A 26,450-nucleotide genomic window follows, 5' to 3' on the forward strand; every position below is an offset into this window, starting at 1 on the left:
TTTATTCCAAAGGGTAAACGTAGTTTAATCCTATTACTTGAAAATAAAGAGTATTGTGAGCGCAATCGTATTTGGTTTTATTGGATTGAAGTGAATCCTAATAGTGTGAACTAATGTCACACAAGAAAATAAGTAGGGCATGATAACCCTACTTTATCTGTTTTATTTTGTAATAACCTTACCTTCACGACGGGGATCCGCTGCACCAATAAGTGAGTTTTCTTGCAGTTTAATCGCTTGAAGGCCAGAGTTTAGTTCTTTAACTTGAACTTTAAATCCTAGCTTTTCTAATTTAGGAATCCACGCTTCGGCTGGCGTATCTTTCTCTATTTCAAATGCCCCAAATCGATTATTCATATTAGGTAAGTCAATCGCTTGTTGTAAATTTAAGCCCCAATCAAGATGAGCAACCAAGGTTTTAGCTACATACCCTATAATTTGGCTGCCACCGGAGAGCCAATTGCTATATAAGGTTTATTGTCTTTCATCACAATCGTCGGTGCCATGGAGGATCTCGGGCGTTTTCCCGGTTCAATACGGTTGGCGATTGGTATGCCATTAACGTGGCTTCTAAAGGAGAAATCGGTTAACTCATTATTTAATAAGAATCCTCTGACCATTAAGCGAGAACCAAAACCATTTTCTATTGTGGTGGTGATTGAAACGACATTACGCTCATTATCGACAATAGAAAAATGACTCGTAGAAGGTAATTCAATCGCTTCGTCTAAAGCGTAATTATTGGCATGTGACCACGGAGGTGAACCTGCTGTGGTCTCAACTAACGCATTTTCACCTTGTAATAATTGGGCTCGTTGTTCCAAATAGTTTTTGTCTAATAAGCCTTGAGTTGGCATTGGTACATAATCACTGTCAGCTATGTACTTACCTCTATCTGCAAAAGCTAACCGAGAAGCATCACCGAGCAATCTCCAGCTTTGTACGTTATCCTTACCCATGTTTGAGATTGGGTAATGGCTGAGTATTCCCATGATTTGCCCAAGGGTTAATGCGCCGGAACTTGGCGGTCCCATTCCACAGATCGCATATTGACGATAAGGTGCACAGACTGGCTCACGCTCTTTCACTTGATAAGCTGTAAAATCAATTAAATTAAGCACCCAGGGTTAGAGGTTTCATTTCTTACTGTATTTACAATATCTTCTGCGATTTCTCCTTGATAGAACGCCTTTGCTCCTTGCTCTGAAATCGCTTCTAATGTATTGGCATATTGAAGGTTTTTAAGTTGTTGTCCTGCTTTAATTGGGGAACCATCTTGATTAAAGAAATAGGCTTTTGTTACTGGAGAACGCTGTAGAAATTCTTGGTCATTATCAACCAACTTAGCTAAACGAGGACTAACTATAAAGCCTTCCGTTGCCAACTTTATTGCTGGTTTAAATAAGGTTTTCCAATCTAATTTCCCAAGCTTTTGGTGGGTATCCCACATTAGTTTTATTGTGCCAGGAGTACCAACCGATCGTCCTCCTACAACAGCGTCATAAAACTTAAGAGGCTCTCCTTTTTGATCTTGAAAGAGTTGAGGCGTAACTGCTAGTGGGGCAGTTTCTCTTCCATCAAAAGTCGTTAGATCTTGTTTTTTTACATCCCAGTAAACAAGGAATGCGCCGCCACCGATGCCTGAAGATTGAGGCTCAACTAAGCCAAGAACTAATTGGGTTGCCACCATCGCATCAATGGCATTACCGCCTTTGCGTAGCATTTCTGCTCCTGCTTCACTAGCATAAGGATTTGCAGAAGCAATCATCCATTCTTTGCCTTTAACTAGGTTCTGTTTGGTTAACCCTGTTGAGGCTTCTGGAGCAATATTGTCCGTGCTTTGAGCTGAGAATGATGCGGGACTTACGATAGAGGTAGAGATTAATAAGGTGAGTGTTGACGCTTTCCATTGCATAGAAGCTCCTTAGTCTAACAAAGAAGATTGGGTTAGATAAAAAGACTGACAGAGGACAAGAAGAGTGTCGAATAGCTTATTATGGTTCTTGGTTGATGCTCACATTTTAAACGAATTGAGAGTGAGTCATTCACTCTCAATATTGTGCTTTATGAAGTTAAGTTACATTTCACGCCACCAATGAGATGTTACTTTTGGGTCTGTGATCATGATTTTCTCCCCAATAATTGGGGTGACTAAACGTACTTTTTTTTCGGCACTAATAGCAGATACCTGTTCTAGAGGATCTTGCCAATCGTGCAGGGCTAAATCAAACGTACTATTATGAATTGGCATCATAGTTTGTCCTTTAACATCTACATGCGCTTGTACACTTTGTGATGGGAACATATGAATATCTGACCACAATTCATTATATGCGCCAGTTTCAATCATCGTTAAGTCAAATGGTCCGTATTTATCGCCGATCTCTTTAAATCCAGAAAAATAACCAGAGTCGCCACTAAAGAAAAGGTTGGCTTGTTTGCCTTTGATAGCCCAACTTCCCCATAGCGTGCTGTTTTTATCTGTTAAACCACGACCAGAGAAATGTTGGGTTGGTGCAAAAGAGAATTCAATATGACTAACCGTATGAGATTGCCACCAATCAAACTCGGTGATCTTATTTTCTTCTACACCCCATTTTTTGAGTAATTTCCCAACACGAAGAGGAACGACAAAGTGCTCTACTTTATCGTTTAACTGTTTTACTGCATGCTTATCGAGATGATCATAATGGTCATGGCTAATAGCAACCACTTGAATTGTTGGGAGATCAGAAATCGAGATAGGCGCAGCATGAAAACGTTTTGGTCCCGCCCATTGAACAGGTGAAGCGCGATCACTAAAAACAGGATCAGTTAAGATAAGTTGACCGTCAAGTTTGATCAAAACAGAGGAGTGCCCAAGGCGATATAGAACGGCTTCTTTTTCTTGCATTAAATCATCAATAGAAATGGCTTGAACAGGTACTGTATTTTTGGGTGTCGCCTCAACTCTTGTGGTTGAAATGTATGCTTTAGCGATATCCCAAATATTACTTGCACTGGTCGTGTATTCCATCTCGCTGTTTTTAAAACGAGCTTGGGAATCCTTCTCACCTTGTTGGAAATAAGAAAAAGTGAAAGCCATGACGGTAACTCCTATTAAAGCGATCTTTTTATTGATAATCAAAGTACGTTCTTTTTTCATATTTATCCCTTTTAACCACTCGTCATTTCTAAACACTTTCTTACTGTGATTGGTATTAGAGTAGCTAATTTTCCTTATTTCGTCGTTTTCCTTACGAGGATTCAGTCCTCTTATAAAGTAAACTACACCGACTAGTTTACATTTTAAAAGTGAAAAGTAAACTAGTTAGTGTAAAATGAATCGCAGTGGTGACAGTTTTTAATCGTTATCATGTTCTATATTTAAGGTATCTTTATGATTGAAAAGAAAAAAAACAGAAGTGAATTAAAGCGTGAAGCGATTCTTGCGGCAGCGAAAAAGGCATATCAAGATGATGGTGTGCAAAATACTAGCATGGATAAACTGGCATCTTTAGCTCAAGTATCAAAACGCACGGTTTATAATCACTTCTCATCTAAAGAAGCCTTAGTTATGGAGTTATTGTCTGATTTATGGCAAAACTCGATGGCAGATATTGATATTCAGTTTTCTGAAAATGTGAGTATTCAAGACCAACTAGAGCGATTGCTGCTCGCTGAGTTGAACGTTATTGGTGCTCAATCGTATCTAGACTTAGCGAAAGTGGCCTTTGGTCATTTCTTTTATAAACCTGATGAATTGCAACTTCAGGTTGAAAAAATGGCAGAGCAAGAGACGGCGTTATCTCGTTGGTTACAGTTAATGATGGACACAAAAAAGCTGACTATTGAAGATAAGCATAAAGCGGGAGTTCAATTACATAGCTTATTAAAAGGCAGTGCTTTTTGGCCTCAATTAGTGGGAATGAGGGCTGTTTTATCTTCGGAAGAGAAAGAACAACTGGTTACTGAAACGGCTGATATGTTTTTGAGTCGTTATTTAAAAAGATAAAAAAGAAATACGATAAACGTCACAAGGCTCAAATACATACCAAAAAGATCCACCAGTTACAGTAATAATAGGCTAAAAAATACTCTATCATTGTGTGTATATTCAATGAGTAGGTGGGCTTAATGAAACAAAAGGATTTTTTTTTATATGCCGTTATGAGTGTGTTTTTAGGTATGCAAGGATGTGCATCATCTTCAGACATCAAGCAGAATGTAGGTACTTCTGAGATTGCTCATACAAAACAAACATTACAAATTGCTGGTCTAAAACATTGTAATAACGAAGGTAACGACTCAATTCACTTAAACCCAGATGAACCCTTAACAATTATTGTTCATGGTTGTTTTTCGTCTGCTGGACGCTTTGAGATCTTAGCCGATGTTTATGGACTATACGACCAACAAGCCATTTGTTTTGAATATGATGATAGAAAAAGTCTAGAAGACACATCAGGTGAGCTTGTAGCGGCTTTAAATCAGCTATCAACTCAAAATCCGAATCAAGACCTACATGTTATTGGCCATAGTCAAGGAGGGTTGGTTGCCCGACGTGCATTAACTTCAGAAAGAGAAGATCAACAAACGGTCACGGCTAAGAAAGTGCAATTAACAACGGTTTCATCTCCCTTTAATGGTATTGAAATTTCATCACATTGTGGAATAACGCCTTTACGTATTCTCTCATTAGGTATTGTCGATTTGATTTGTTATGCCGTGACGGGAGAAAAATACCAACAAATACCGCCGAATGCTGATTTTATCGAGCAACCAGGTGATCTTGTCGCATCAGTCTCTCAGCATTTGGTGATCAAAACCGATGAGCGAAATTCGTGTCGTAAGGAAAATGACAAAGGAGAATGCATTGAGGACGATTACGTTTTCAGTGTTAATGAACAATCAAATAATCAAGTTGATGATGGTGTGAACACGGATTTAGTAATCGTAAAAGCAGGTCATGTTGAGATTGTTGGAAATGGAGAGTCAGTACCAACAGCTCTAATTAATATATTAAAACAGAAAGAAGTATTGGTGGATAAATCGGATATCAATCAACAAGAACAGGCTCGTTTACTTCAACTTCTTTATTCAACGCCACAAGAATCAAATCTATAAAAAACCAGCCGGTGGAGGCTGGTTGATTTAAATGATGATGGTTATCTACCTACCGTACGTCTTTTTAATATAAGCTTCAAAATCATCACACATTTTTTGGTTAGACTCAGCATTACTTGCTAATGTTGTTGGCCCATCAATAATCGTGATGTTGGCATGTAGAGGTGCAACGTCTGCTTGAGTTCGAGAGTTTAACTCTGCGATTTTATCTTGCTCTACTTTCCATGCATCTTGTGCAGATAAGTTACACTCGTCAGCTAAGTATTTCGCGTTAAACCCTTCCCCTGTCAATGCAATGATAGAGTCATTGTGACTAACACTATTACCCGCATTCCAATAATGTTTTGCAAGTAATGGGCCGATCTCAGGGTTATCGGTTAAGTAGCCAAACTTCTCAGTGAAATAAGCGCGAGTTTGATATACCGCCATGTGCGCAAGTAAATAGCCATGATAAGCACAAGCCGCTTCATCTGATACTAAATGTGGTATTGCCATTAATGGGCGAGAGCTACATGCTAGTCCTAAGATTTTTTTCTCTGAAGCACGAGCTAATGCAGTGATGTTTTCTGGTGTGAGTTCTTCGTCGCTTAATCGATATAACGCACGCTCAAAGTAAGGCACCACCAAAATGCTGCGCTCTTGGTATGCTTTAAACGGTTGTTTGGAATCAATGATAGCCTTAATAATCTCATCAGGAACAGGAGTACCATTATCATCTAATGCGTATTGTTTTAACCAGTCTGCATCGGTTAATAAGCTGTCACAAAACATCGATTGAGTTTCAGCGTATGCCATTGATGTTGGAGCAAACTCTTGAGAAAAACATGGTGCGTTCATTTTTACATTTGAGAAGTGAGCGGCATGACCACCTTCGTGGAATAAGGTATTCATACCATCATAACCACTACCAATTTGATCTGGTTTAGCGTTACTTGTGAAGTTAACTTTTGCTGCAATCCATTGGTTTTGATCGTAGAACGAAGGAATTGGACCATGGCAGAATCCATTTGGATATTTACCTTTACGATCTAATAAATCCAATGTTAACTCTGCGCCTGAAAATTCAATGTTCAAGCGACCAAATGATTCAACCCAACGGCGTAACGATTTAGAGAAAGGTACATATGGATCTAAATCTCGCATAGCATCGCCAGCAAATGAGAAAACGAAGTTATGTGCAAGTAGTGCATCTTTCCCTTTATCTGCAGCTAGTTGGTTTAAACTTCGTTGATGACATTCATGAGTACGCTTTTCAAAGTCATCCAAAATGGTAAATAACTCATCAGCACTCATTTTCTCTTTTTTCGTTACTGAATAATCAAAGAAAGTCTCAAATCCTTGAGAGCGAGCAAATTGGTTACGAAGTTTGATCAGTTCAATAAAGCCATTTTGTAGTAGCCATTGTTCTAAATCGAGAAAGGCTTGGTGAGCAGAGCGACGTGTCGCTTCATTAGAGCTGGTACGAACAACCGATGCAAGAACAGGAAGAGATCCTTCAACGGTATCACCCGCTTCATTCACATAAGTCATGGTGTGGTTTTGTTTTTTCTCAAACAAACCAGCTTCAAATTTTATCAGTTCTGATTTTAGTTTCTGTGCGGTTTCAGACTCAATAGCGTGTGATTCAAATGTAGCTAACCAGCCTTGTAATCCAATCAGAGTTTGCTCTTTTTCCTCTGTATTTGTAATAGATTGAGCTTGTTTGATTTGTTGCTTTATGGCTGGAATTTGTGTGGCGTCACTTAAGAATTGCGTCCAAGCGGTTTCAGCTTCTGTTGAGCCGTTATGATCATCACTCAGCCCCATGTAAGTATCCCAGAAGAAGTTTTCTTTGGTGCGATGAATAGATAAATAACGTTGATTTAAGTCATTAAGATAAGCGGTAGCAGTCATTTTCTTCCCTTTAATGCAGACTTGTGAACTGTGATTATGGCATAAATTGAGTAAGGAGAAAGTCGGATAAATAAAAAGCTCAATTTGTAGTTAAAAAGACGCAGATTTAAAGACGAAAGCCCTAAGATGAATCACATTGGGCTTTGTCTTTATTGGATATTTATACGTTTCGGAATTGAGCGACCAGAGCTCCTTGAGAATCAATTGTTTCTGAGAGAGTGCTGCACTCTTTCATCGTTTCATTTGCAATGTTGTGTGTATGTTCACAGACATTATTAATTGATTGAATGTTTGTATTCATGTCTTCGGATACTTTGACAATTTGCTCAATCGCAACGGATATTTGAGTGTTTTTTTCAGCAATTGCACTAACTTGCTCAAAGGATTCTTGTAACGTATGGCCTGATTTATTTGCTGAATCTACGCATACACCAGATAGTGATTTACCTTGTTCCATTGCTTCAACTGCATCTTGTGTACTTTGTTGTATCTGTTTGATCATATCTTGAATTTCTTTTGCTGAATCTTGACTTCGCTGAGCTAATGCTCTGACTTCATCAGCAACAACGGCAAATCCTCTGCCTTGTTCTCCGGCTCGTGCAGCTTCGATTGCCGCATTTAATGCTAATAGATTTGTTTGTTCTGCAATCGCTTGTATCACGGTTAACACAGAACCAATTTCGTTACCACGAGCTTCCAGTGTTGCAATAATATTGGAGGCATTGGTTAATTGTGTTGAAAGCATTTGGATTGAGTTTACGGTCTCTGTGACTGTTGCCATTCCCTCTGAAGTGACTTGATATGCTTCTTCTGTTGCTTGAGCTGTACTTAGAACATTTGCCGCAATATCGTTAACGGAAGCTGACATTTCTTGGATAGCATTAGCAACTTGATTGGTTTCTTGAGTTTGTTCGTTCAGGTTATTAACGGTATCTAGGCAGTTAGAAGTTGATGATTTTGCTAGTGTTTCAATCTGCTCGTTAGAGTCTTGAATACGTCCAATAATGGCATTAATTTCAGATTGACGCATTTTTAACGCAAGTTCTATTTCTGAAATATCATCCACATGATTCGTGTAAATTAATTCCATTAGTGGATTATCAAAGACCGCTTTTGCTTTAGTTGATAATTGCTCTAAACGACGAGTTAATGAATAGACACTCAATAGCGAAAGTGTACTCAAGAGGCTTAAACCAAATAAAGGGGCCATTGATGTGAAATCAGAGCCGCGACAATAAAACTAGGTATTAATGTTAAAGCAAAGCGTTGCCATAAACGAGTTCTTGGCAATGTTAGTTTTAATGGTTTCTTACCTGATTTTAATGACGCATATACTTTTTCAGCGTTAGCAATATGCTCTCGAGAAGGACTTAATCTAACAGATTGATACTCTTTTATTTCACCATTTTGAAGGATAGGAGATGCGAAGGCGTCAACCCAATAGTAATTTCCGTCTTTACATTTATTTTTAACTAATCCCATCCATGATTTTTTGTTTTTTAGGTGAGACCACATATCTTTAAATGCTTCACTCGGCATATCTGGATGGCGAACGATATTATGGGGTTGTGAATTCAGTTCATCTAACGTAAATCCAGCTACTTCACAAAAATTGTTACTTGCGTAGGTAATATGACTTGATGGGGAGGTGATTGATAACAAGTTATATTCTTTGGGAAATAGAACTTCTTTATTGTTAGACGTATCTGTCTTCATGTGTTTGTCTCTTTTTGTCTCGATAAATTCAGCAGCTAAATGTAAGCAAATATTACACCATACTGTATTTTTATTGAGGTTTTGTGCCTATTTTTTCTTGATGCTTTCTATAACCTTGTCCGATTTATTATTTATGTTGTGAAATCAAATCTGATTCATTGCTGCTGTGTAATGCTTTAGTGGCCTTGTTTAATGCAAGTTTTATTTTTTTGTTAAATAAAAAGCTGGGTGAATCAGGTGGGTCATATTTTTGACAAGGGAAAATCAATAATTATTAAAATAATATGCGAGTGTATAAGTTGATATTTTTCTTTTAAAAATCAATAAATCACTTCATTTCTCATTAGGCTTTTATTCACTGTAACCTATTGAAATCTCATTACGGTAACGATTGCTTATTTATATTTTGCTCAGTTTGTGTGAAAATGCGCGCAAATTATGACTGCAACTTTAACGCACTTTAGTATTTAGTAAGGATAGTTCCATGTCTCAGGACAATGCACAGCAAGCTGAAACAACATCAAATTTTGAAAAGAAATTAGATGGTTTTTTTAAAATTTCACAACGTGGTAGTTCAGTTCGAACAGAAATGATTGCGGGTTTAACTACTTTTTTAGCGATGGTTTATTCGGTTATTGTTGTACCAAGCATGTTAGGAGCGGCAGGCTTTGATACTGGTGCAGTATTTGTTGCTACCTGTTTAGTTGCTGCATTTGGCTCACTGTTAATGGGGTTATGGGTTAACTTACCAATGGCAATTGGTTGTGCTATCTCATTAACTGCGTTTACTGCGTTCAGTTTAGTATTAGGTCAAGGCGTAAGTATTCCTGTTGCGCTTGGTGCTGTATTTATTATGGGTGCTTTGTTTACGCTTATTACGGTAACGGGCATTCGTCAGTGGATTTTAAATAACTTACCGTCAGGTATTGCTCATGGTACTGGCATTGGTATCGGTCTCTTCTTACTGCTAATTGCTGCAGATGGCACGGGGCTTATCGTAAAAAATGCACATGCGGGTCTGCCTATTATGCTAGGTGACATTACTTCGTTTTCTGTGATCATGTCAGTACTTGGTCTTGCGGCTATCTTTGGTTTAGAAAAGAAACGTGTTCCTGGTGGTATTTTATTAGTGATTGTTGCTATCTCAATCATCGGTTTAATTTTTGATCCAAGCGTAACTTACAATGGGTTCTTTGCTTTGCCGAGTCTAGAAACCGCTGACGGTAGTTCATTGATTGGTTCTATGGATATCATGGGGGCTTTAACACCTGCGATTCTTCCTGTTGTTGTTGCTTTAGTTATGACGGCAGTGTTCGATGCGACGGGTACTATCCGTGCGTTAGCAGGTCAAGCAAACTTACTAGATAAAGACGGTAAAATCATTGATGGCGGTAAAGCATTAACTGCGGATTCTGCAAGCTCAATGGTTGCTGGCTTTGTTGGTGGTGCTCCGGCTGCTGTTTACATTGAATCGGCGGCAGGTACTGCTGCTGGTGGGAAAACAGGTCTTACAGCAACGGTTGTTGGGGTGTTGTTCTTAGTGATGATCTTCTTATCACCAGTAAGTTACTTAGTACCTACTTATGCAACTGCTCCTGCACTTATGTACGTTGGTTTATTAATGCTAAGTAATGTATCTAAACTGGATTTTGAAGATTCAGTTGATGCATTATCTGGCCTTGTGTGTGCAGTATTCATTATTCTTTCTGCAAACATCGTAACAGGTATCATGATCGGCTTTACTACACTTGTTGTTGGCCGTGTTTTTGCTGGCGAGATTAAGAAGCTGAATGTTGGTATTGTCTCTATCACGGTTGCATTGATTATTTTCTATGTTGGTGGTTGGGCTATTTAAGTTGCCATAATAGATTGTTCAAAATTAAAAACGGATGGCATAAACCATCCGTTTTTTTATGCGTGGAGTTGATTAAATTTACGGTTTTAAAGTATGGAACCCAGAGTAAATGCGAGTAAAGGTGGTAAACCAACAAGCGGCACCAAACACATAGGCGATAATGGCAAAATGGGTTGGAAACAGACAAAATGCGATAAAACACGCAATGGTTTCTGTTCCTTCGGTTAAGCCACTCATGTAATAAAGGGATTTGTGTTTATAAACTGGATTATCAATTCCTTGTTTACTTGCCATAATAGCAAAAGCCAAAAAGCTGCTTCCTGTCCCAACAAATGAGAAAATTAAAAACGCACCCGCAATGGCATTTTGATCAGGATTAGCGAGGACAAACCCAAAAGGGATCAGAGAATAAAACAGAAAATCCAAACTGATATCAAGAAAACCTCCCGCATCAGTTATGCCTTGTATTCGAGCTAATGCCCCATCTAATCCATCACAAATGCGATTCAAGACAATAAATACTAGAGCCAATAAATATTGCTCTGCAATAAGAGCAGGGAAGGCTAAGCAGCCTAAAACAAAACCAAATAGCGTCGTTTGGTTGGCTGTAATTCCCAGTTTATTAATGAGCTTGGCACTTTGCGCTAAAGGCCAACGAATCACTTTAATACTGAAACTATCAAGCATGAGTTACCTCCCAAGGCCAAGTAAGTACTCGACTTCCTTGTGGAACATCTTCTTTATCGTGTGTCACCATTAAAGCCGGAACATTGGCTTCTTTTAGCTGTTCAACCACCCAATCTCTAAATTGAATACGAAGGTCTTTATCTAATTTACTAAATGGTTCATCCAGAAGGGCCACTTTGGGTTTTGCAAGTAGCATACGAGTTAAACTGATGCGCGCTCGTTGGCCACCAGAAATCTGAGCAGGAAAAGAGTTGGCAAGCTTGGTTAGCGAGATATGCTCTAATGCTTGCATTGCTTGTGTTTTACGATCATTGCCTTTGATTGCATTAGGTAGTGCAAACGCTAAGTTTTCCCAAACGGTGAGGTGAGGAAATAACAAATCGTCTTGAAATAAGATCCCGACTTTACGTTTATGTGCAGGAAGCTTGGTTAAATCAGCACTGTCTAAAGTTAGGTTTCCAGAATAAGAAAACTCATCAGAAAGGTGCCCTGCAATCACATCTAATAAGGTGGATTTTCCACAGCCACTAGGCCCCATTAAGGTTAGGATTTCTCCTTTTTTTACTCTCATATTTAGAGAGGTAAATAGAGCTTCGCCACCGGTTTTATGAATAGCGAGGTTTTCAAGATAAAGACACATTCGGTAATTAACCTTAAATAGAAATACGGCGACATTTTATCGGCAAACGGCTGATCATAATCGCAAAGGTAAAGAAAAATAACGGTAGTAAAGCCTGCCAAATTGCGTATATCGCAGTCACTCTACGATCAAAACCGCTTGAAAGCGCAACCGCTTCAGTTGTAATTGTGCTAATTCTGCCGGCACCGAGCATTAATGTCGGAAGATATTGCGCTAAGCTCACGCTGATCCCAACCGCCCATGCAAAAACAATAGCAGGCAATAAAATAGGCATTTTTACTTTCCACCAAGCTTGTAGCGGTGATTTTCCTAGGCTCAAAGCAACACGAGTAAGACCGGTATCAAAGCTTTTCCAAGGACCATCAAGTGATAAATAAACAAATGGGAAAGCAAAGAAAACATGCGCCCAACATACCCAGAAAAAATAGGAATCACTGCTTAAATAAAGCGTAACTACTTGCAAGCCAAATAATATAGAAAGTTGAGGGATAAGCATTGGAATTGCAATGATATATCCCGGAACTTGCCATTTGTATTTAATGCGGTATTCATGAGCTAACACCGCAAGCACTAACGCAATAGAAGCGGTAATGATGGCAATGGAAAGACTCTGATTTATGGTGCTCAAAATGCTGTCCCATTCTAATTGCCAAAATCGTTCACTATAACGACTAGGTAATAAATCTGGGAATCGCCAACGTTGTGCAAAACTCCAGATAATCATTAGTGGCACCATTAATACCGTGAGCGAGATGATGAGTAAGAAAAGGGATTTGCCAGGAAGAGAAATACCGCTACGACCTGAGTATTGCCAGCATTTAATGCCTTTTGTTATTGTCCATTCCACCAAGCGAGCAAAAGCGATTAATAGAGAAGCAATAGCAAAAAGTACAACAGCTCCGGCCGCTGCACGAGGCAGTAAATTTAGATCGGGCTCTGTAAACCACTGCCAAACTAAAACCGCAAAAGTCGGTGGGTTGGTTGGCCCAATAATTAAGGCGACATCAACAACGGATAAGCTATATGCAATGACAGCAAGCATTGGGAAGCGTAGTTTTGCTAACCATTGTGGAAACACGCATTTCCACCACATTTGTGCTTTGCTATAACCTAAAGAGGCACTGACCTTCTCTATTTGATCAATTTTAAGTTGGGTAAGAATTGAGATGCTCATTAGCAATAAGAACGGCACTTCTTTTAATGCCAGCATCACAATTAAACCAAGCGCATGCGGGTCTTTGATTAAGAATGCGAGGTCATTAATGTCTTGAGGTGAGGCATCGTAACCAAATAGACCGTGAAGAGCGCGAACTCCCATTCCTGTTGGTGCAAATAAAAAAGCAAAACCAATTGCAAAGGCTACATGGGGTGTAGCTAATAAAGGCGATAGTGATAATTCTACTTTTCGCCAAAATCTACTTCCCCATGTGGCTTGTAAAACAGCAAAGGTGATCAAACACGCTAAATAGCTGCTGGTTATGGCTGAATATATTGTGAGCCCGATAGAGCGCCATACTCCCTCCCAAGAAAAAACCAATGCAAAACCATCTAAGGAAAAGTGATGCATACCAAGAGGTGGAATATAGCCCAGAGCAGACACTGCAACTCCCAGTAACCCGGGAAGTGTAGGCAGAATACAGACTGCAATAATAATAAGATATAGAGCTCGTAACATACTAATTTTACTTAAACTTAACTACCGAAGCGTTTTAACCATTCTTTTTCGATAGCCGCTTGCCAACTTGGGTGCGGTTCAGAAACAGATTTAAATTGTTGCGTATTCTTTGCGCTACCCGTTAGGTATTTGCTACTTAATACAGAGGGATCACCCCAGACATTCAAATCCCCTTTACGAGATTGTGCTTCTGGGCTTAATAAGAAATTAATGGCAACTTGTGCACCCGCACTTGCTTTTGCATTCCATGGAATAGCTAAAAAGTGAATGTTAGAGAGCGCACCAGAATCCATGGCATAAGCTTTAGTCGTATTGGCTAAGTTACCATTGGCTTGTGCAGAATATACAGCGTTTGGATTGAAAGTAACGGCTAAATCAAGCTGTCCATCATCAAGTAGTTGAATCGTTTCCGATGTACCAGCAGGGAACTGCTTACCGCCACGCCAAGCCACTTTATGGAATTTTTCGAGGTAATCCCACAGTGGTGCGGTTACGGCATTAAAATCCGATTCAGAAACGGGTTTTTGCAGCGCAGGATTATTGTTTGTTAGCTCAATTAACATAGATTTTAAGACGCTCGTCCCATGAAACTCTGGTGGGCGAGGATAACTTAAGCTGTTTGGTTTTTTCTGAGCATAACTTAGCATTTCAGCAAATGAATGTGGTGGGTTTGTTAGGTTCTCAGAGTCATGAATAAACACCAGTTGACCCACCCCCAAGGTGCTTCTAAACCATCTGTTGGTTCTGAAAAATCCACATCAATAGGTAACATTTTATCGACGTATTTCCAGCTTGGTAGATTTTCAGTAAATGGGCCAAATAACAATTGATTGTCTTTCATGGATTTGAAGTTTTCACCGTTAATCCAAACCATATCGACACTACCGTTCGTGTTTTTATCTGCTGCTTTTTCAGCAATAAGACGTGGAATAGTCTCAGAAATATCACTGACTTTTACGTGTTTTAAAGTCACTTGGTATTTTGATTGCAGTTCTTTATTTGCCCATTGAAGATAATGGTTAATTTCTTGGCTACCGCCCCAAGCATGAAAATAAACCGTTTGTCCTTGAGCTTCTTTTTCAATTTGTGTCCAATCGGTGGCAAAAGAGGTGGTTGCAAAAAGTGAAGCCATGATCCCGATGGTGGTAAGTTGCTTATTCATAAAGTCATCCGTTGAGTATTTTATTGGTTATAGCAAGCGTACTGTTTATTACTCTTATTTATTATAAAAAGTGTGATGGCGGTAAGAGTTTTTTGTTGTATTGGCAGTAACAACAAAAGGACAGTAATGTGTTCTTAACTATTATACCTCTGGTATTAATAATAGTTTCAAACAATTACCATCCTTTTTAATAACGTTTAGCAATACGTTGGATACCAATGTTCTAAGGTTATCGCTTTATTATTTTGCTAACTCTTCCATATTGATGCCTTTCTTCTTCGCAATGTATTTTGGAATTAGAGACATGCCAAATAGGATCAGACCCGCAACCGCAAATTTAACTAATAACATTGCAGATACGCCGTTTGTCGCAATATCACCAGCCATGTAAGCAAAAATGAATGCACCAGGAGCCATGGTAATTAAAGAAACTAGAGCGTAAGTGCTTAGGTTTAAACCCGTTAAACCGTAGGCATAGTTTTGTAAACTAAATGGGAATACAGGCACTAAGCGAGTTAGGATTAAGAAGCTTGTTCCGTTCTTTGCTACACCGTCATCGATTTTTTTAAAGATTGGGTTATCACCAAACTTTTTCATGATGGTATTGCGAAGTAAGAAACGTGCAACGATAAATGCCACAACTGCACCTAATGTCGCTGAAAATAGTGCTAAAACACCACCTTTGATAGGACCAAATACGATGCCAGCTACAATTGTGAAGGCGCTGCCTGGTAATAAAAATACACAAGCAAACACGAATGCTGCGACAAATACGATATAACCCCAAGCTCCAAAGCCCGCGATCCATTCTTGAAGGCTCTTAATATCAGTAATGATTTCAAGTACGCCTGTTTGTTTAGCTGCAAACAATACCAATGCAATAACAGCAATGATAAGAGCAATTTTTACGAATTTCATTTTAAGTCCCTTTAATTAGTCAACAGACATACACTTGATTAGGCCTGATTTTGCTTTATAGCGGTTGAACCATGATTTCACTGGGCTTGCCAATACGTTGACTGGTGGTTCGTCACCATTCATTACGACTGGACCAAACATTAAATCAAGGATATGCCATGCTTTAGTGCCAACGCCCATCATAGAGGCACGACATGCAGAGCAGTACACAACAACGTGGCCTGTTTTAAACTCTTCAACACGACGTTGAATAACACGTTTAGCTACATCAGGGTTTGCAGGAACCACCATGCCACCAAAGCCACAACAACGTGTGTTCTCTTTGGTGTATTCAGGTTCTGCAATTTGATAACCAAGCTCAGTTAAGATCCAGCGAATACCTGCTTGAAGCTCACTTTCATAACGTGTAGAACAAGAGTCATGAATGGTGAATACCACATCGCTGTTTTTCGCTTTACCAATTAACTCAGCAGGAAGGCCAATTTGAGGTAGCAGTTTCCATAGTGATACCGGTTTTTGATTACCGCCTGATTTTTTAATGACCGCATAACAACTTTGACAAGCCACGATCACTTCTTGTGCATCAAGCTTATCGAAATCCGCTTGCAGTTGACCGTAACGCTCTTTAAATAGCTCCGTTTGACCGATAGCTGATGTTGGTTTACCACAACACTTTTGTACTGCCCCCATATCTGGGTACACTTCTTTTAGATATTTTGCGATGCTTGCAACGCCTTCTGGCGAGTAGGATGGCAGACTGCATCCTGGCATAAATACTTTATTACTCATTTTGAAGCCACCGTACGTTTAGCCATAGTGAAGAATTTAGAGAAGCCAAGCTTCTGGTGCATATTGATTGCTTTGTGTCCCGGAATTGGAGAGTTACCGCCATTGGCATTAACAAAATCCACACGAGCACTTAAGAACATTTCTTTCATTGGGTAGTCTTTAGGACAAACAATCGTACATTGGTCACAGGCATTACATGAATAAGCCAGTAGGGGATCCATGGTTTTGTTATTAATGAAATCACTAAACAAGGTTTTAGGGCAATCGCCAAAGTCATTCATCATCACACATTCATTCATGCACAATTTACAAGTACATTGCAGACAGCGAGACGCTTCTTGCTTGATTTGTTCTTCTGAAAAACCAAGATCAACTTGTTTAAAATCTTGCTTACGTTCTTCAGCATCACGTAATTGACCATGTAGGCGAGGTGTATCGGTCGTGCCTTTTGGAAGCGGAATATCAAGACGAGAAGGGTAGTTGTACTCTTTCTCAAAATCACGATTTTCAGTAAGAGGACGCTTAGCGAATTGACGCTCAATACTCAGTGCCGCTTTATGACCTAGTGCCATTGCCTCAACAACAATGTTACCGCCACAGGCATCACCAGCAACGTAAACACCGTCAACGGAAGACGCTAGGGTATCTTTATCAACCACGTAACGGCCGCCACGAGTTTGTTCAAGAGCACCATCAGTAATGTCTGCTACTACTTGTCCTGTTGCGAAAATAACGGTATCTACAGCGATCGTACAGGTTTCATCCGAGTAACTTGGTGAAAAGTTGCCATTTTCATCAAAAATAGAAATGACTTTTTTAAGTACGATTCCAGTTACTTTTCCGTCTGTTTCTTCAATTGAAATCGGTCCCCAGCCAGCATTAAATAACACGCCTTCTTCTAGAGATTCATCAATTTCAATTTGGCTTGCAGGCAGTTTCGCCATTTCTTCTAATGAACATTGGTGTACTTCATCTGCACCGATGCGCCATGATGAACGAGCACAGTCCATAGCAACGTCTCCGCCGCCAATGACTATGATTCGCTTACCTGCACGAGGGAAATCACGAGTTTCTGATACTTCTTTTAGATACTCAACCGCAGAGAATACGCCTTGTGCTTTGTGACCTGGAAGCGGAATGATTGAACCAACATGAGCACCGTGAGCTAAAACAATAGCGTCATGAGAAAGACGAAGTTCATTGAAAGAGATGTCTTTACCTATCTCTACTCCGAATTTCGTTTCAATGCCTAACATGTCTAAATAGCCGTATTCAAAATCGATAACATCACGCGGTAAACGGTATTCAGGAATACCCACACGCATCATGCCACCGTAAACATTCAGCTTTTCATAGATCGTCACTTGGTGACCGCTACGGCGAAGCTCAATCGCTGCTTGTGCACCAGCAGGGCCTGCGCCAACGATAGCGATTTTTTTACCGCTGTCATTGGCAACGGTGAGATCCCAATTGCTTTGTTTATCCATTTTTTCGGCAACAAAGCGTTTGATCCCTGCAACACTGATTGGTTGGTTATACTCAGTATTACGACGACATGCTGCTTCACATGGATGAGCACAAATACGGCCAAGAGTTTGAGGTAAGAAAAGTTTGCCGCGGATCAGATCTAAGGCTTCTTGGTAGTTACCTTCACCCGCTAAGCGTACATATTGTTTCACATCCGTGTGCATTGGACATGCAGTTTGACATGCTGGGTCGGCATCACCCATGCAGCCATCTACGACCATTTGGGCGGTATCGTAGAGTTTTTGACTAAAAATTACATTGCTCATTTTTATTATGATTCCAATTTAAGATTGAATTAGATTTGGCCGTTGATAACGGTAACGTTCGGCTGTTTTTCTTCATAGTGAGCGTGGCTGTACTCAATCCATGAGCCGTCATAGTTGTAAACTTCTTCTGCACCAAGTACGTTTTGTAGAATCATGGTTGTATGTGCAGAGCGAACGCCTGATTGACAGTAGGCAATGACTTTTTTGCCTTTAATAATGTCGCCGTATAGCGCTTGTAATTCTTCCGCTGATTTCAGTGTGGTGTCTTCGTTTACTGCTTTAGTCCAGTTAATGTGTACGCTTTTTGGAATCGTTCCTGGTCCAAATGCGCCACCAACTGTTGTTGTGCCATTAAATTCGTCGTTACCACGCGTATCAATGATTACCCACTCATCATTGTTTTGAGCTTCAATCACCATATCTAACGTAGCAAGAGCAGTGTGTTTATGTGCAGGTTGTGATGCTTGATAATCACTTTGAGCAACCGATGGATTTGCATTGCCTGTTGGTAAATCAGCACCAACCCAAGCGTTTAAGCCGCCATCTAGGTAGCGAATATCGCTGTGGCCTAGTGCTTCAATTTGCCAAAATAGACGAGCAGCATCGTGGTGTGATGTTGCTGCATAAACAACGATAGTTGATTCAGGTGTTGCACCATAAGAGCTTAGAATTTTTTCCATCTCTTCGGTTGTGTTACTCATGCCATCGAACTCATAAGTGCCTTCTTTTGCCGAGTAACCATCACGCCACATGGTAAAAGAGCCTTCGATAGGAGCGTCAGGTTTCATTGGATTTAATGCACCAATAACCACAACATTATCACCGTTATCCATCATCTCTTTTAGATCTTGAGCTGCGATAAAGTGCTCAGGATGAGCGTAATGAGAGAATTTTTCAGTTAGGTGTTGTTTACTGATCTCAAAAGCGGGAGCTGAAAACATGGATTTGTAAGTTGGGTACCCTATTGCGACCGCAGCGGCTAAAACGCCGATGGCAATTGTTGATTTTTTCATTGTGTATTTTCCAGTAAGTTTAAAGTTTTTATGTTTTGTTCATCGGTATAAACAAAACAGATTGAATTTTTGAACCTAAAACTGGAGGAAGTGGCCGCTAACTTTTTTATTTTAATTTGGTGTTAGAAGTGACACAAAAGGGTGTTATCCCACTTACCTCTAAGGTAGTAGTGAGATTTTGAGTTATTCATTAAATTGTCACTATTGTGGTAAACCACAATAATGCTAAGGACTTGATCTAAAGCAATAAAATTATTGTGAAAATCGATGATAACTGCATTCCTAAATGTGATGTATAAGGCCCTTTTCATTGAGTGATAACTATTACCAAAAACGACTTTCATTTCTTTTATGCAGTTGTTTATTTGTCTTACTGATTTGTCCTACGGTTTGCTACGCAAATTCAGAAAAAATTAAGCAATATGACGTTGGTGTTTTGGCATTAAGAGGGCATTATCATTGTAATATAGCGTGGGATCCGACAATGAAATGGTTGGAATCACAAATTCCAAACAGTAAATTTGTTCTGCATTCTTACAATTTTGATGGACTAGAAAATGCATTTCAAAATGGAGAGTTAGATTTTTTATTAACCAGTCCAGGGCAAGCCACTACATTTGCAAGACGATTACCTATTAACTGGCTAGCGACTCAGAAGAAAGGGCATGAACTACCTTTTAGTAAAGCCATTGCCTCTTCTGTGATCGTTCGGGCTGATTCGCCATATCACTCTTTACAAGATATTGAGTATGCCAAAATAGCTGCCGTATCAGAAAAAGCTTTTGGCGGCTTTATCGCCTTTCATTTTGAAATGGATAAATTGGGCTATTTCCGTTCTTCCTTTTTTGATCGAATTCAATTTACTGGGCCACCAACAGATAACCTTATTCGCTCCGTTGAAAATGGTGATATTGATGTTGCAATAGCACCAGCTTGTACATTAGAAGAAATGGTCGAAGAAGGGTTCATTGAACGTTCTCAATTTAGAGTGTTAGGTCAACAGGATCATGATGGATTTACTTGCGCTGTCAGTACACCACTTTATCCTAACTGGACATTTGCTAAAACAGATAGAGCATCTAACGAAATAGGTAAAAAAGTCACTCAAGCTCTATTAGCCATGCCTGCTAATGCATTTGCAGCAGAATCAGCAAACAACGTAGGTTGGACACTTCCAGAAAGCAGCTTAAATGTAGATAAGGTGTATCAACATTTTGATATGCACCCATTGCAGAAACCATGGACACAACAAATGGAAGATTGGCTACATCGCAATCCATATTTAGCTTTAACCTTGATTGCTGGGTTGTTTGGTTTAAATATCTACCATGTGTTACTTGAGCTACGTTTTAAGCGCAGTAAAAAAGTGTTGCGTAAAACATTAGAAGATTTGCGAGAGAAAAGCTCCATGCTTGAACACGCACAACGAATTATGATTGTCGGAGAGCTAGGAAGCAGTTTGGCTCATGAGATCAATCAACCTTTGTCGGCGATTAAAAATTACAGCCATGGGGTCAAATTACGCATTGAAAAAGGAAATAAATCCGAAGAGTTGCTTCCTGTTATGGAAAAAATTCAACAGCAGGTCACCGCAGCCAGTGATATTATTCAACGCCTAAGAGATCTCATTCATAAAAAACCGATAGAGAAACGACGTTTCTGGTTAGGCACGCTAGTTAATGATACGTATCGTTTGGTTGAGCATGATTTTCAGCGGAATAACATAGCGATAGAGATTAACAGTAACGGTGAGCCTAATATGGTTTCAGCGGATTATACTGGCTTACAACAATTGTTACTTAATCTATTAAATAATGCTAAAGATGCTTGTATCAAGATAGAACAAGTAACAGATCCACTTGTTGTCAGGATTGAGTTGATATACCTCGTTGATCAAGTACGAATTATGATCATAGATAATGGCGTTGGTATTGAAGATGAAACGACACCGTTAGAGCAGGCATTCTATACAACCAAAAAAGATGGGTTGGGGCTTGGTTTAGCGATTTGTCGTGATGTGATTGAAAATCATGATGGAATGATGAAATACAGCTCAGTCAAACCAAGAGGCTGCTGTGTTGAGGTAATTTTACCTTATCAAAAGGGATAACAAAGGGAATGAGTAAAGGACATATCGACATAAGTAATTCAAATGTTTATGTGGTTGATGATGAGCTCTCAGTTCGAGAATCATTGGTTTTCATGCTGGAAGGATACGGTTTGTCTGTTTCTGAATTTTGCAGTGGACGAGCGTTTTTAGATTCCGTTGATGTATCAACGCCGGGGTGTGCAATTCTAGACAGCCGGATGCCTGAGCTGAGAGGTCAAGACGTACATGAATTATTGAAGCAGCAAAACAGCCCTTTAAGTATTATTTTCTTAACCGGCCATGGAGATATCCCCATGGCGGTTGATGCACTTAAAGCGGGAGCTGCTGATTTTTTTCAAAAGCCAGTGGATGGTGAAGAGCTGTTTATCGCAATTAAAAATGGATTAGCCGCATCTGAAAAGCGTTATAAAAGCCAAGATGCACATCGCTCTTATCTTTCTTTAACGGCCAGAGAGCAAGAAGTACTTAAATTGATTGTTCAAGGAATGAAAAACCAACAAATGGCTGATGCAATGTGTGTTTCTTTACGAACCATTGAAGTTCATCGTTCAAATTTAATGAAAAAACTGGACGTAAATAGCGTGGTGGATTTGATCATGCGCTATGGAAATAGCATTAGTAATTAGCCAAACCTACAACAATGAATAACCAATTTGTGTTTCCGTTTATGTAATTAAGCTAAAATTATAATGATAAACACAAATACTCAGGAGTAAATTATGTTTGATTCAGCATCGATCATAATCGCAGGTTCAACAGGATTGATTGGCCACCATTTATTGAATTTTTCACTAAAAAATGAATCCGTTAATCGAGTTTATAGCCTATCTCGCCGCTCACTTGATGAAACGAGTTCAAAATTAGTTCAAATGGTGAGTGATGACTTATCAATAGATAAAAACCAGCTAGAAGAGCAGACTCCTGATATTGGTTTTATTACATTAGGTACTACAATCAAAAAGGCTGGCAGTAAAGCCGCACTAAAAGCGATAGATACTGATCTTGTTGTTTCTGTTGCTCAATCAATGCGAGAAGTGGGTGTACGACACATTTATGTGGTTTCGTGTATTGGTGCGTCTTCTTCTGCATTCTCGCACTATTTAAAGTGTAAGGGAGAGATGGAAGACAGTATTACGTTATTAGGCTTCTCTAGTACGACCTTTATGCAGCCAGGACCACTATCGGGTGACCGAAGTGAAACTAGAAAAGATGAAGTCTTATTGCAAGGCTTAATGGGCATTATTAATCCATTAATGAAGGGGTGTCTATTAAACTATAAGCCAATTGAAGGTGAAGTAGTTGCTGAATGTATGCTTGATCTTGCATTACAAAATGATAATGCTGTTGGGGTTCATCGGTATCGTTCAAAAGCGATGTTTGAAATGAAATCATGACGTGAATTTCACAATCAAAGTATTGAGTAATGATAATAATCAGCAGTGAAGATAAAGGTATGTTAGGGGTGGGATATCGTGTTGCAATTTGATTATAATTTATTGAATACGCTTGAGGTTTTATTAGAAGAACAAAGTGTTACATCTGCAGCTTCAAGACTGCATTTAAGTCAGTCAGCTGTGAGTAAGCAATTAGCAAAGTTACGTGAAGTCTTTGATGATCCTTTGTTTGAGCGAACGCCTTATGGATTAAGAGCAACACCTAGAGCGAAGCAATTAGCCCCTGAACTGCGCCAAGTATTGCAACAACTTGAGTTATTTACACGACCAAATAATTTTGAGCCAGAGAAGAGTAACCGAACGTTTGATATTCATATGGTAGAGCCTGCGTATTCTCTGACTTATCCTCATTTTATGCCCGCTTTATTAAAGCAAGCTCCCCAAATAAATGTGCATGCAAAAACATGGCGACGTGACAGTTTAGATCAATTATTACGTTGTGAGATTGATTTGGCGATCAGTTGTTGGGAGTGGGATACACGTTCAAAATGGCACGTGAACAACATTCCTTCAGAGTTGAATTATATTGAGTTAGCGAGAGATCACTCAGTGTGTTTGGTTCGTGAAGGCCATCCTCTATTTGATGAGGAATGGGGACTCGAAACCTTCTTAAAATACCGTCACTTACAAGTGGTTTTTGGCGGGATTGAACAATGGCTTTTGGACGATATCTTAAACTTGCAGCATTTAAAAAGAGATATCGCAGTGAATTTAACGGATTTCCATTCAGCGATGGAGCTATGTGAGAACAGTGATTTGATTTTGTGTGCTCCTTCAAAGTACATAGACAATATGCTTAAAGGTTCACCATTAAAAAAATTACCAGCACCAATCTCAATGGAGCCGGGTTGTTATGTGTTAATGTGGCATAAACACTTTGAATTTGACCATTCACATCGTTGGCTCAGAGAGCTAATTATTGATAAAGTGTCCAAGGAATATTTGGTCAAATAACTCTATCGTACAATGAAAAAAGCCAATGAAAGATCATTGGCTTTTTTATTAGAGTGGTGAGTTTTCTCAGTAACTATTGGATAAATCATACACTCGGAGTGTATTTTTTAGAGTTTCGATATCATCACCAAGATACTCAATGGTTACCGGTTTTTCAGGTAATAATGTAAAACTCGAGTCACTAAATCGTCCTTTACCATCATGTTCTAGGTGAACAAAAAAAGCAGGGTGATCTGATTGAAGGGTAAGCATTGTTCCCGACTGAATAAGATTGATTTTAGCCTTCTTCATAGTTAACTGTTTGAGTTTAGGTGTTGCAAACCACGTGTTTTGAATAGATTCTCCGTTAACTTCGATTTCAATAAAGAAAAAGCTATTATTCTCACTAACTTGGAATTTTTCTTTACTTAATGACCAAATAACATCATTGCCATCTTCCTCAATGGTGTAATTTACAGCCCATTTACCCAGTAGTTCCCCATTAAAATCCATCCAATAAACAGTGCCATCAATATGAGCTTCGGTTCGATGATCATTGACCGCTCGAATGCGTAATTCAGAATTTGTTTCTTCAAAAGGCACGTAAGTTGGCGCGAAGAAGCGTTTCGCATGATAATGAAGCTGCTTCCAACGACCGCTGTATTCAATGCTCGACCATGAACTTACAGGCCAATTATCATTGAGTTGCCAATAGAGCATGCCTCGACATATAGGACTGATTGCACGCCAATATTCGCAACCAGTTTTAATCGCGATAGCCTGTTGCACTTGGCTTAAATACAGCATTTGTTCAAAGTTAGATGGAAAGCGGAAATAACGAGTAAACATCTCAGTGATGATGCTATTACCACGTCCATTTTTTTGGTGTCCTTCAAAGGTGGGAGAGGTGACATTCCAGTCTTCTTCAGGAACAAAGGTTTTTACCTCTGAAAAAGAAGGCCAAGACTGAAAACCAAATTCAGAGCAAAAGCGTGGTTTGATATCTTGATAAGCATCAAATGATTTTCCTGAGTGCCAAACATCCCAAAAGTGCATATCACCGCGGTTATCATTATGCCAAGCATCACCAAAATCCATATCGCCATTACAAGGAGAGCTAGTCCAGAACCGACGACTTGGATCTTCTTCTGCAATCCATTGAGCAATATTGCGATTTAAGCGATCGTAATTAACCGTATAGGTTGTTTTATTGTTCTTAGATTCATCGTACCAACCAATCGCCCCAATAACTTCGTTATCGCCACACCAAAGAACAATTGAGGGGTGATCTTTTAAGCGTTGAATTTGTTGTCGGATCTCAGGTTCAACGTCTTTTAAAAATGCATCCGTAGAAGGATAAAGAGAGCAAGCAAACATCATGTCTTGCCATACCATTAATCCCAGCTCATCACAGAGATCGTAGAATATATCTGACTCATATTGACCCCCTCCCCAAACACGGATCATGTTCATGTTAGCGTCTTTGGCACTGGTTAATAATTCTCGGTAACGGCTTTCAGACTCAAGACTTGGCATTGCATCCATAGGGATCCAATTTGCTCCTTTTGAGTTAATAGGAAAACCATTAATCACAAATTCCATCGCTGAGCCAATTTCATCATTTTTGTTATTAAGCTCTAATTGACGTAAGCCAACTCTTTTTGTGATTGTTTGTTCATCCAGTTCAACGGTGAGTGAATATAAAGGTTGCTCACCGTAGCCAGAAGGCCACCAAAGTTCAGGATTTTCAATGTGGAAAATGGTGTTTGTTTCACCGCTCTCATGACTAATTAACGTGTGAATTTCGTCATTGAAATTAACGGTAATCGCTTGTCCCGCAATACACTCATGTTTAACATTAACCGTAAGATCAACAGCACCTTGATACCAAATTTGTGCAGTTTCGATTGAGCTTAATTCAATCTTTTTTACAACCTCAATATAAATAGGATCATAGATACCAGAAACCATTAAGCAAATTCCCCAATCCCAACCAGAGTGGCATTGTGTTTTGCGTATTAGGTTCATGTGCGGAAGCTGATTATTCCCTACCGCCCATGGGATAGGCATAGGTAATTTCTTCGCTCTTGATAGCGCCTCTTCATCGACTCGAGAGAAATGAACTGAAATCGTGTTATCACCCGGTTTAACAAATGGTTTGATATCAATGCGGTGGCGTTGAAATTGGTTAGTAGAGCTTAAAACAAGTTCATTATTAATAAAGACATTAGCCAATGTATCAACACGACTTAAATTGAGTATTAAAGATGCAGCACTCATCTCTTGTGGTGAAAGAGAAAATTCTTGAGATAGATGCCAATCGCATTCTCTTACCCATTGAACCTCATTTTCGTTCGTTCCCATATATGGATTGGTAATGACTCCTGCTTGGTATAAAGCATGGTAATTATCGCCGGGAACCGTCATTGGAATTGCAAGATGCGAATGCGCTGGAGAGGTGAGTATCCATTTGCCATTAAGAGAAATTTGCGACATAAAAAATCCTTCTGATGCCGTATATAGTGAAGAAATTGCAAGAAGTGTATGTCTGAAAGCAGAGAAAATATGTGACTCTATTCTCGGATGAGAGTGAATCCTTTTTATAAATTCAATAATTTAGATCGTAGCCACAATTCAAATGTGTGTTGTTTATTATCTACCCTTAATATTAATGGAATGATGTGTTGTTATTAGGCGCAGAACGCC

17 protein-coding genes and 3 pseudogenes are annotated in these 26,450 nt (G+C 39.4%); 7 read left to right on the plus strand and 13 right to left on the minus strand.

Going from position 1 to position 26,450, the window contains the following annotated elements:
- Positions 1 to 162: 162 nt before the first annotated feature.
- A pseudogene (ggt, locus tag AAFX60_014520) lies at positions 163 to 1,915 on the minus strand (gamma-glutamyltransferase).
- 162 nt (positions 1,916 to 2,077) lie between these two features.
- Entirely contained in the window at positions 2,078 to 3,085 is a 1,008-nt protein-coding gene (locus tag AAFX60_014525) for an MBL fold metallo-hydrolase (protein ID XDF80177.1), read from the minus strand.
- Positions 3,086 to 3,379: 294 nt separating this feature from the next.
- On the opposite strand from AAFX60_014525, the gene AAFX60_014530 reads away from it, so the two are divergent.
- The gene (locus AAFX60_014530; GenBank protein XDF79641.1) at positions 3,380 to 3,994 is read left to right on the plus strand and encodes a TetR/AcrR family transcriptional regulator; all 615 of its coding nucleotides are present in this window, start codon (positions 3,380 to 3,382) and stop codon (positions 3,992 to 3,994) included.
- Between the two features lie 122 nt (positions 3,995 to 4,116).
- Complete coding sequence (locus AAFX60_014535) at positions 4,117 to 5,106, plus strand: alpha/beta hydrolase (protein XDF79642.1); 990 nt, start codon at positions 4,117 to 4,119, stop codon at positions 5,104 to 5,106.
- A 45-nt stretch (positions 5,107 to 5,151) separates the two neighbouring features.
- On the opposite strand, the gene AAFX60_014540 is transcribed toward AAFX60_014535, so the two are convergent.
- The gene (locus AAFX60_014540; protein XDF79643.1) at positions 5,152 to 6,999 is read right to left on the minus strand and encodes a M3 family metallopeptidase; all 1,848 of its coding nucleotides are present in this window, start codon (positions 6,997 to 6,999) and stop codon (positions 5,152 to 5,154) included.
- 160 nt (positions 7,000 to 7,159) lie between these two features.
- A pseudogene (locus tag AAFX60_014545) lies at positions 7,160 to 8,715 on the minus strand (PAS domain-containing methyl-accepting chemotaxis protein).
- Positions 8,716 to 9,199: 484 nt separating this feature from the next.
- Here AAFX60_014545 and AAFX60_014550 point away from each other — a divergent pair.
- On the plus strand, positions 9,200 to 10,570 hold the full coding sequence (locus AAFX60_014550) for an NCS2 family permease (GenBank protein ID XDF79644.1): 1,371 nt from the start codon (positions 9,200 to 9,202) through the stop codon (positions 10,568 to 10,570).
- Positions 10,571 to 10,648: 78 nt separating this feature from the next.
- On the opposite strand, the gene AAFX60_014555 is transcribed toward AAFX60_014550, so the two are convergent.
- The 8 genes and pseudogenes from AAFX60_014555 to AAFX60_014590 form a co-directional block, all read right to left on the minus strand.
- Positions 10,649 to 11,257 (minus strand): CDP-alcohol phosphatidyltransferase family protein, encoded by a 609-nt coding sequence (locus AAFX60_014555; GenBank protein XDF79645.1) that lies wholly within the window; start codon positions 11,255 to 11,257, stop codon positions 10,649 to 10,651.
- The gene (locus AAFX60_014560) at positions 11,250 to 11,897 is read right to left on the minus strand and encodes an ATP-binding cassette domain-containing protein (protein XDF79646.1); all 648 of its coding nucleotides are present in this window, start codon (positions 11,895 to 11,897) and stop codon (positions 11,250 to 11,252) included. The genes AAFX60_014555 and AAFX60_014560 overlap by 8 nt, the downstream gene beginning before the upstream one ends.
- Before the next feature lie 13 nt (positions 11,898 to 11,910).
- Positions 11,911 to 13,572: a thiamine ABC transporter permease gene (locus tag AAFX60_014565; protein XDF79647.1), complete on the minus strand. Its 1,662-nt coding sequence runs from the start codon at positions 13,570 to 13,572 to the stop codon at positions 11,911 to 11,913.
- A gap of 17 nt (positions 13,573 to 13,589) precedes the next feature.
- Positions 13,590 to 14,734 (minus strand): annotated as a pseudogene (locus tag AAFX60_014570) (ABC transporter substrate-binding protein).
- Positions 14,735 to 14,974: 240 nt separating this feature from the next.
- Positions 14,975 to 15,652, minus strand: coding sequence for a TVP38/TMEM64 family protein (locus AAFX60_014575; GenBank protein ID XDF79648.1), 678 nt, complete (start codon positions 15,650 to 15,652; stop codon positions 14,975 to 14,977).
- A 15-nt stretch (positions 15,653 to 15,667) separates the two neighbouring features.
- On the minus strand, positions 15,668 to 16,441 hold the full coding sequence (locus AAFX60_014580) for a (Fe-S)-binding protein (protein ID XDF79649.1): 774 nt from the start codon (positions 16,439 to 16,441) through the stop codon (positions 15,668 to 15,670).
- Complete coding sequence (locus AAFX60_014585) at positions 16,438 to 18,234, minus strand: FAD-dependent oxidoreductase (protein ID XDF79650.1); 1,797 nt, start codon at positions 18,232 to 18,234, stop codon at positions 16,438 to 16,440. Before AAFX60_014585 ends, AAFX60_014580 begins: the two co-directional genes overlap by 4 nt.
- A 29-nt stretch (positions 18,235 to 18,263) precedes the next feature.
- A complete protein-coding gene (locus tag AAFX60_014590) occupies positions 18,264 to 19,247 on the minus strand; it encodes a rhodanese-like domain-containing protein (protein ID XDF79651.1) in 984 nt (327 codons plus the stop codon).
- Positions 19,248 to 19,659: 412 nt separating this feature from the next.
- On the opposite strand from AAFX60_014590, the gene AAFX60_014595 reads away from it, so the two are divergent.
- From AAFX60_014595 to AAFX60_014610, 4 genes are all read left to right on the plus strand, one after another.
- Positions 19,660 to 21,357: a PhnD/SsuA/transferrin family substrate-binding protein gene (locus AAFX60_014595; GenBank protein ID XDF80178.1), complete on the plus strand. Its 1,698-nt coding sequence runs from the start codon at positions 19,660 to 19,662 to the stop codon at positions 21,355 to 21,357.
- Between the two features lie 8 nt (positions 21,358 to 21,365).
- Positions 21,366 to 21,983: a response regulator gene (locus tag AAFX60_014600; GenBank protein ID XDF79652.1), complete on the plus strand. Its 618-nt coding sequence runs from the start codon at positions 21,366 to 21,368 to the stop codon at positions 21,981 to 21,983.
- 93 nt (positions 21,984 to 22,076) lie between these two features.
- A complete protein-coding gene (locus AAFX60_014605; GenBank protein ID XDF79653.1) occupies positions 22,077 to 22,751 on the plus strand; it encodes an NAD-dependent epimerase/dehydratase family protein in 675 nt (224 codons plus the stop codon).
- A gap of 78 nt (positions 22,752 to 22,829) precedes the next feature.
- Positions 22,830 to 23,765 (plus strand): LysR family transcriptional regulator, encoded by a 936-nt coding sequence (locus AAFX60_014610; GenBank protein XDF79654.1) that lies wholly within the window; start codon positions 22,830 to 22,832, stop codon positions 23,763 to 23,765.
- A 66-nt stretch (positions 23,766 to 23,831) separates the two neighbouring features.
- Here the strand turns inward: AAFX60_014610 and AAFX60_014615 are convergent, their stop codons facing one another.
- Positions 23,832 to 26,240, minus strand: coding sequence for a glycoside hydrolase family 2 protein (locus AAFX60_014615; GenBank protein ID XDF79655.1), 2,409 nt, complete (start codon positions 26,238 to 26,240; stop codon positions 23,832 to 23,834).
- Positions 26,241 to 26,450 lie beyond the last annotated feature (210 nt).

Origin of the sequence: Aliivibrio fischeri, from assembly GCA_038993745.2 — a bacterium.
Lineage (GTDB): Bacteria > Pseudomonadota > Gammaproteobacteria > Enterobacterales > Vibrionaceae > Aliivibrio > Aliivibrio fischeri_B.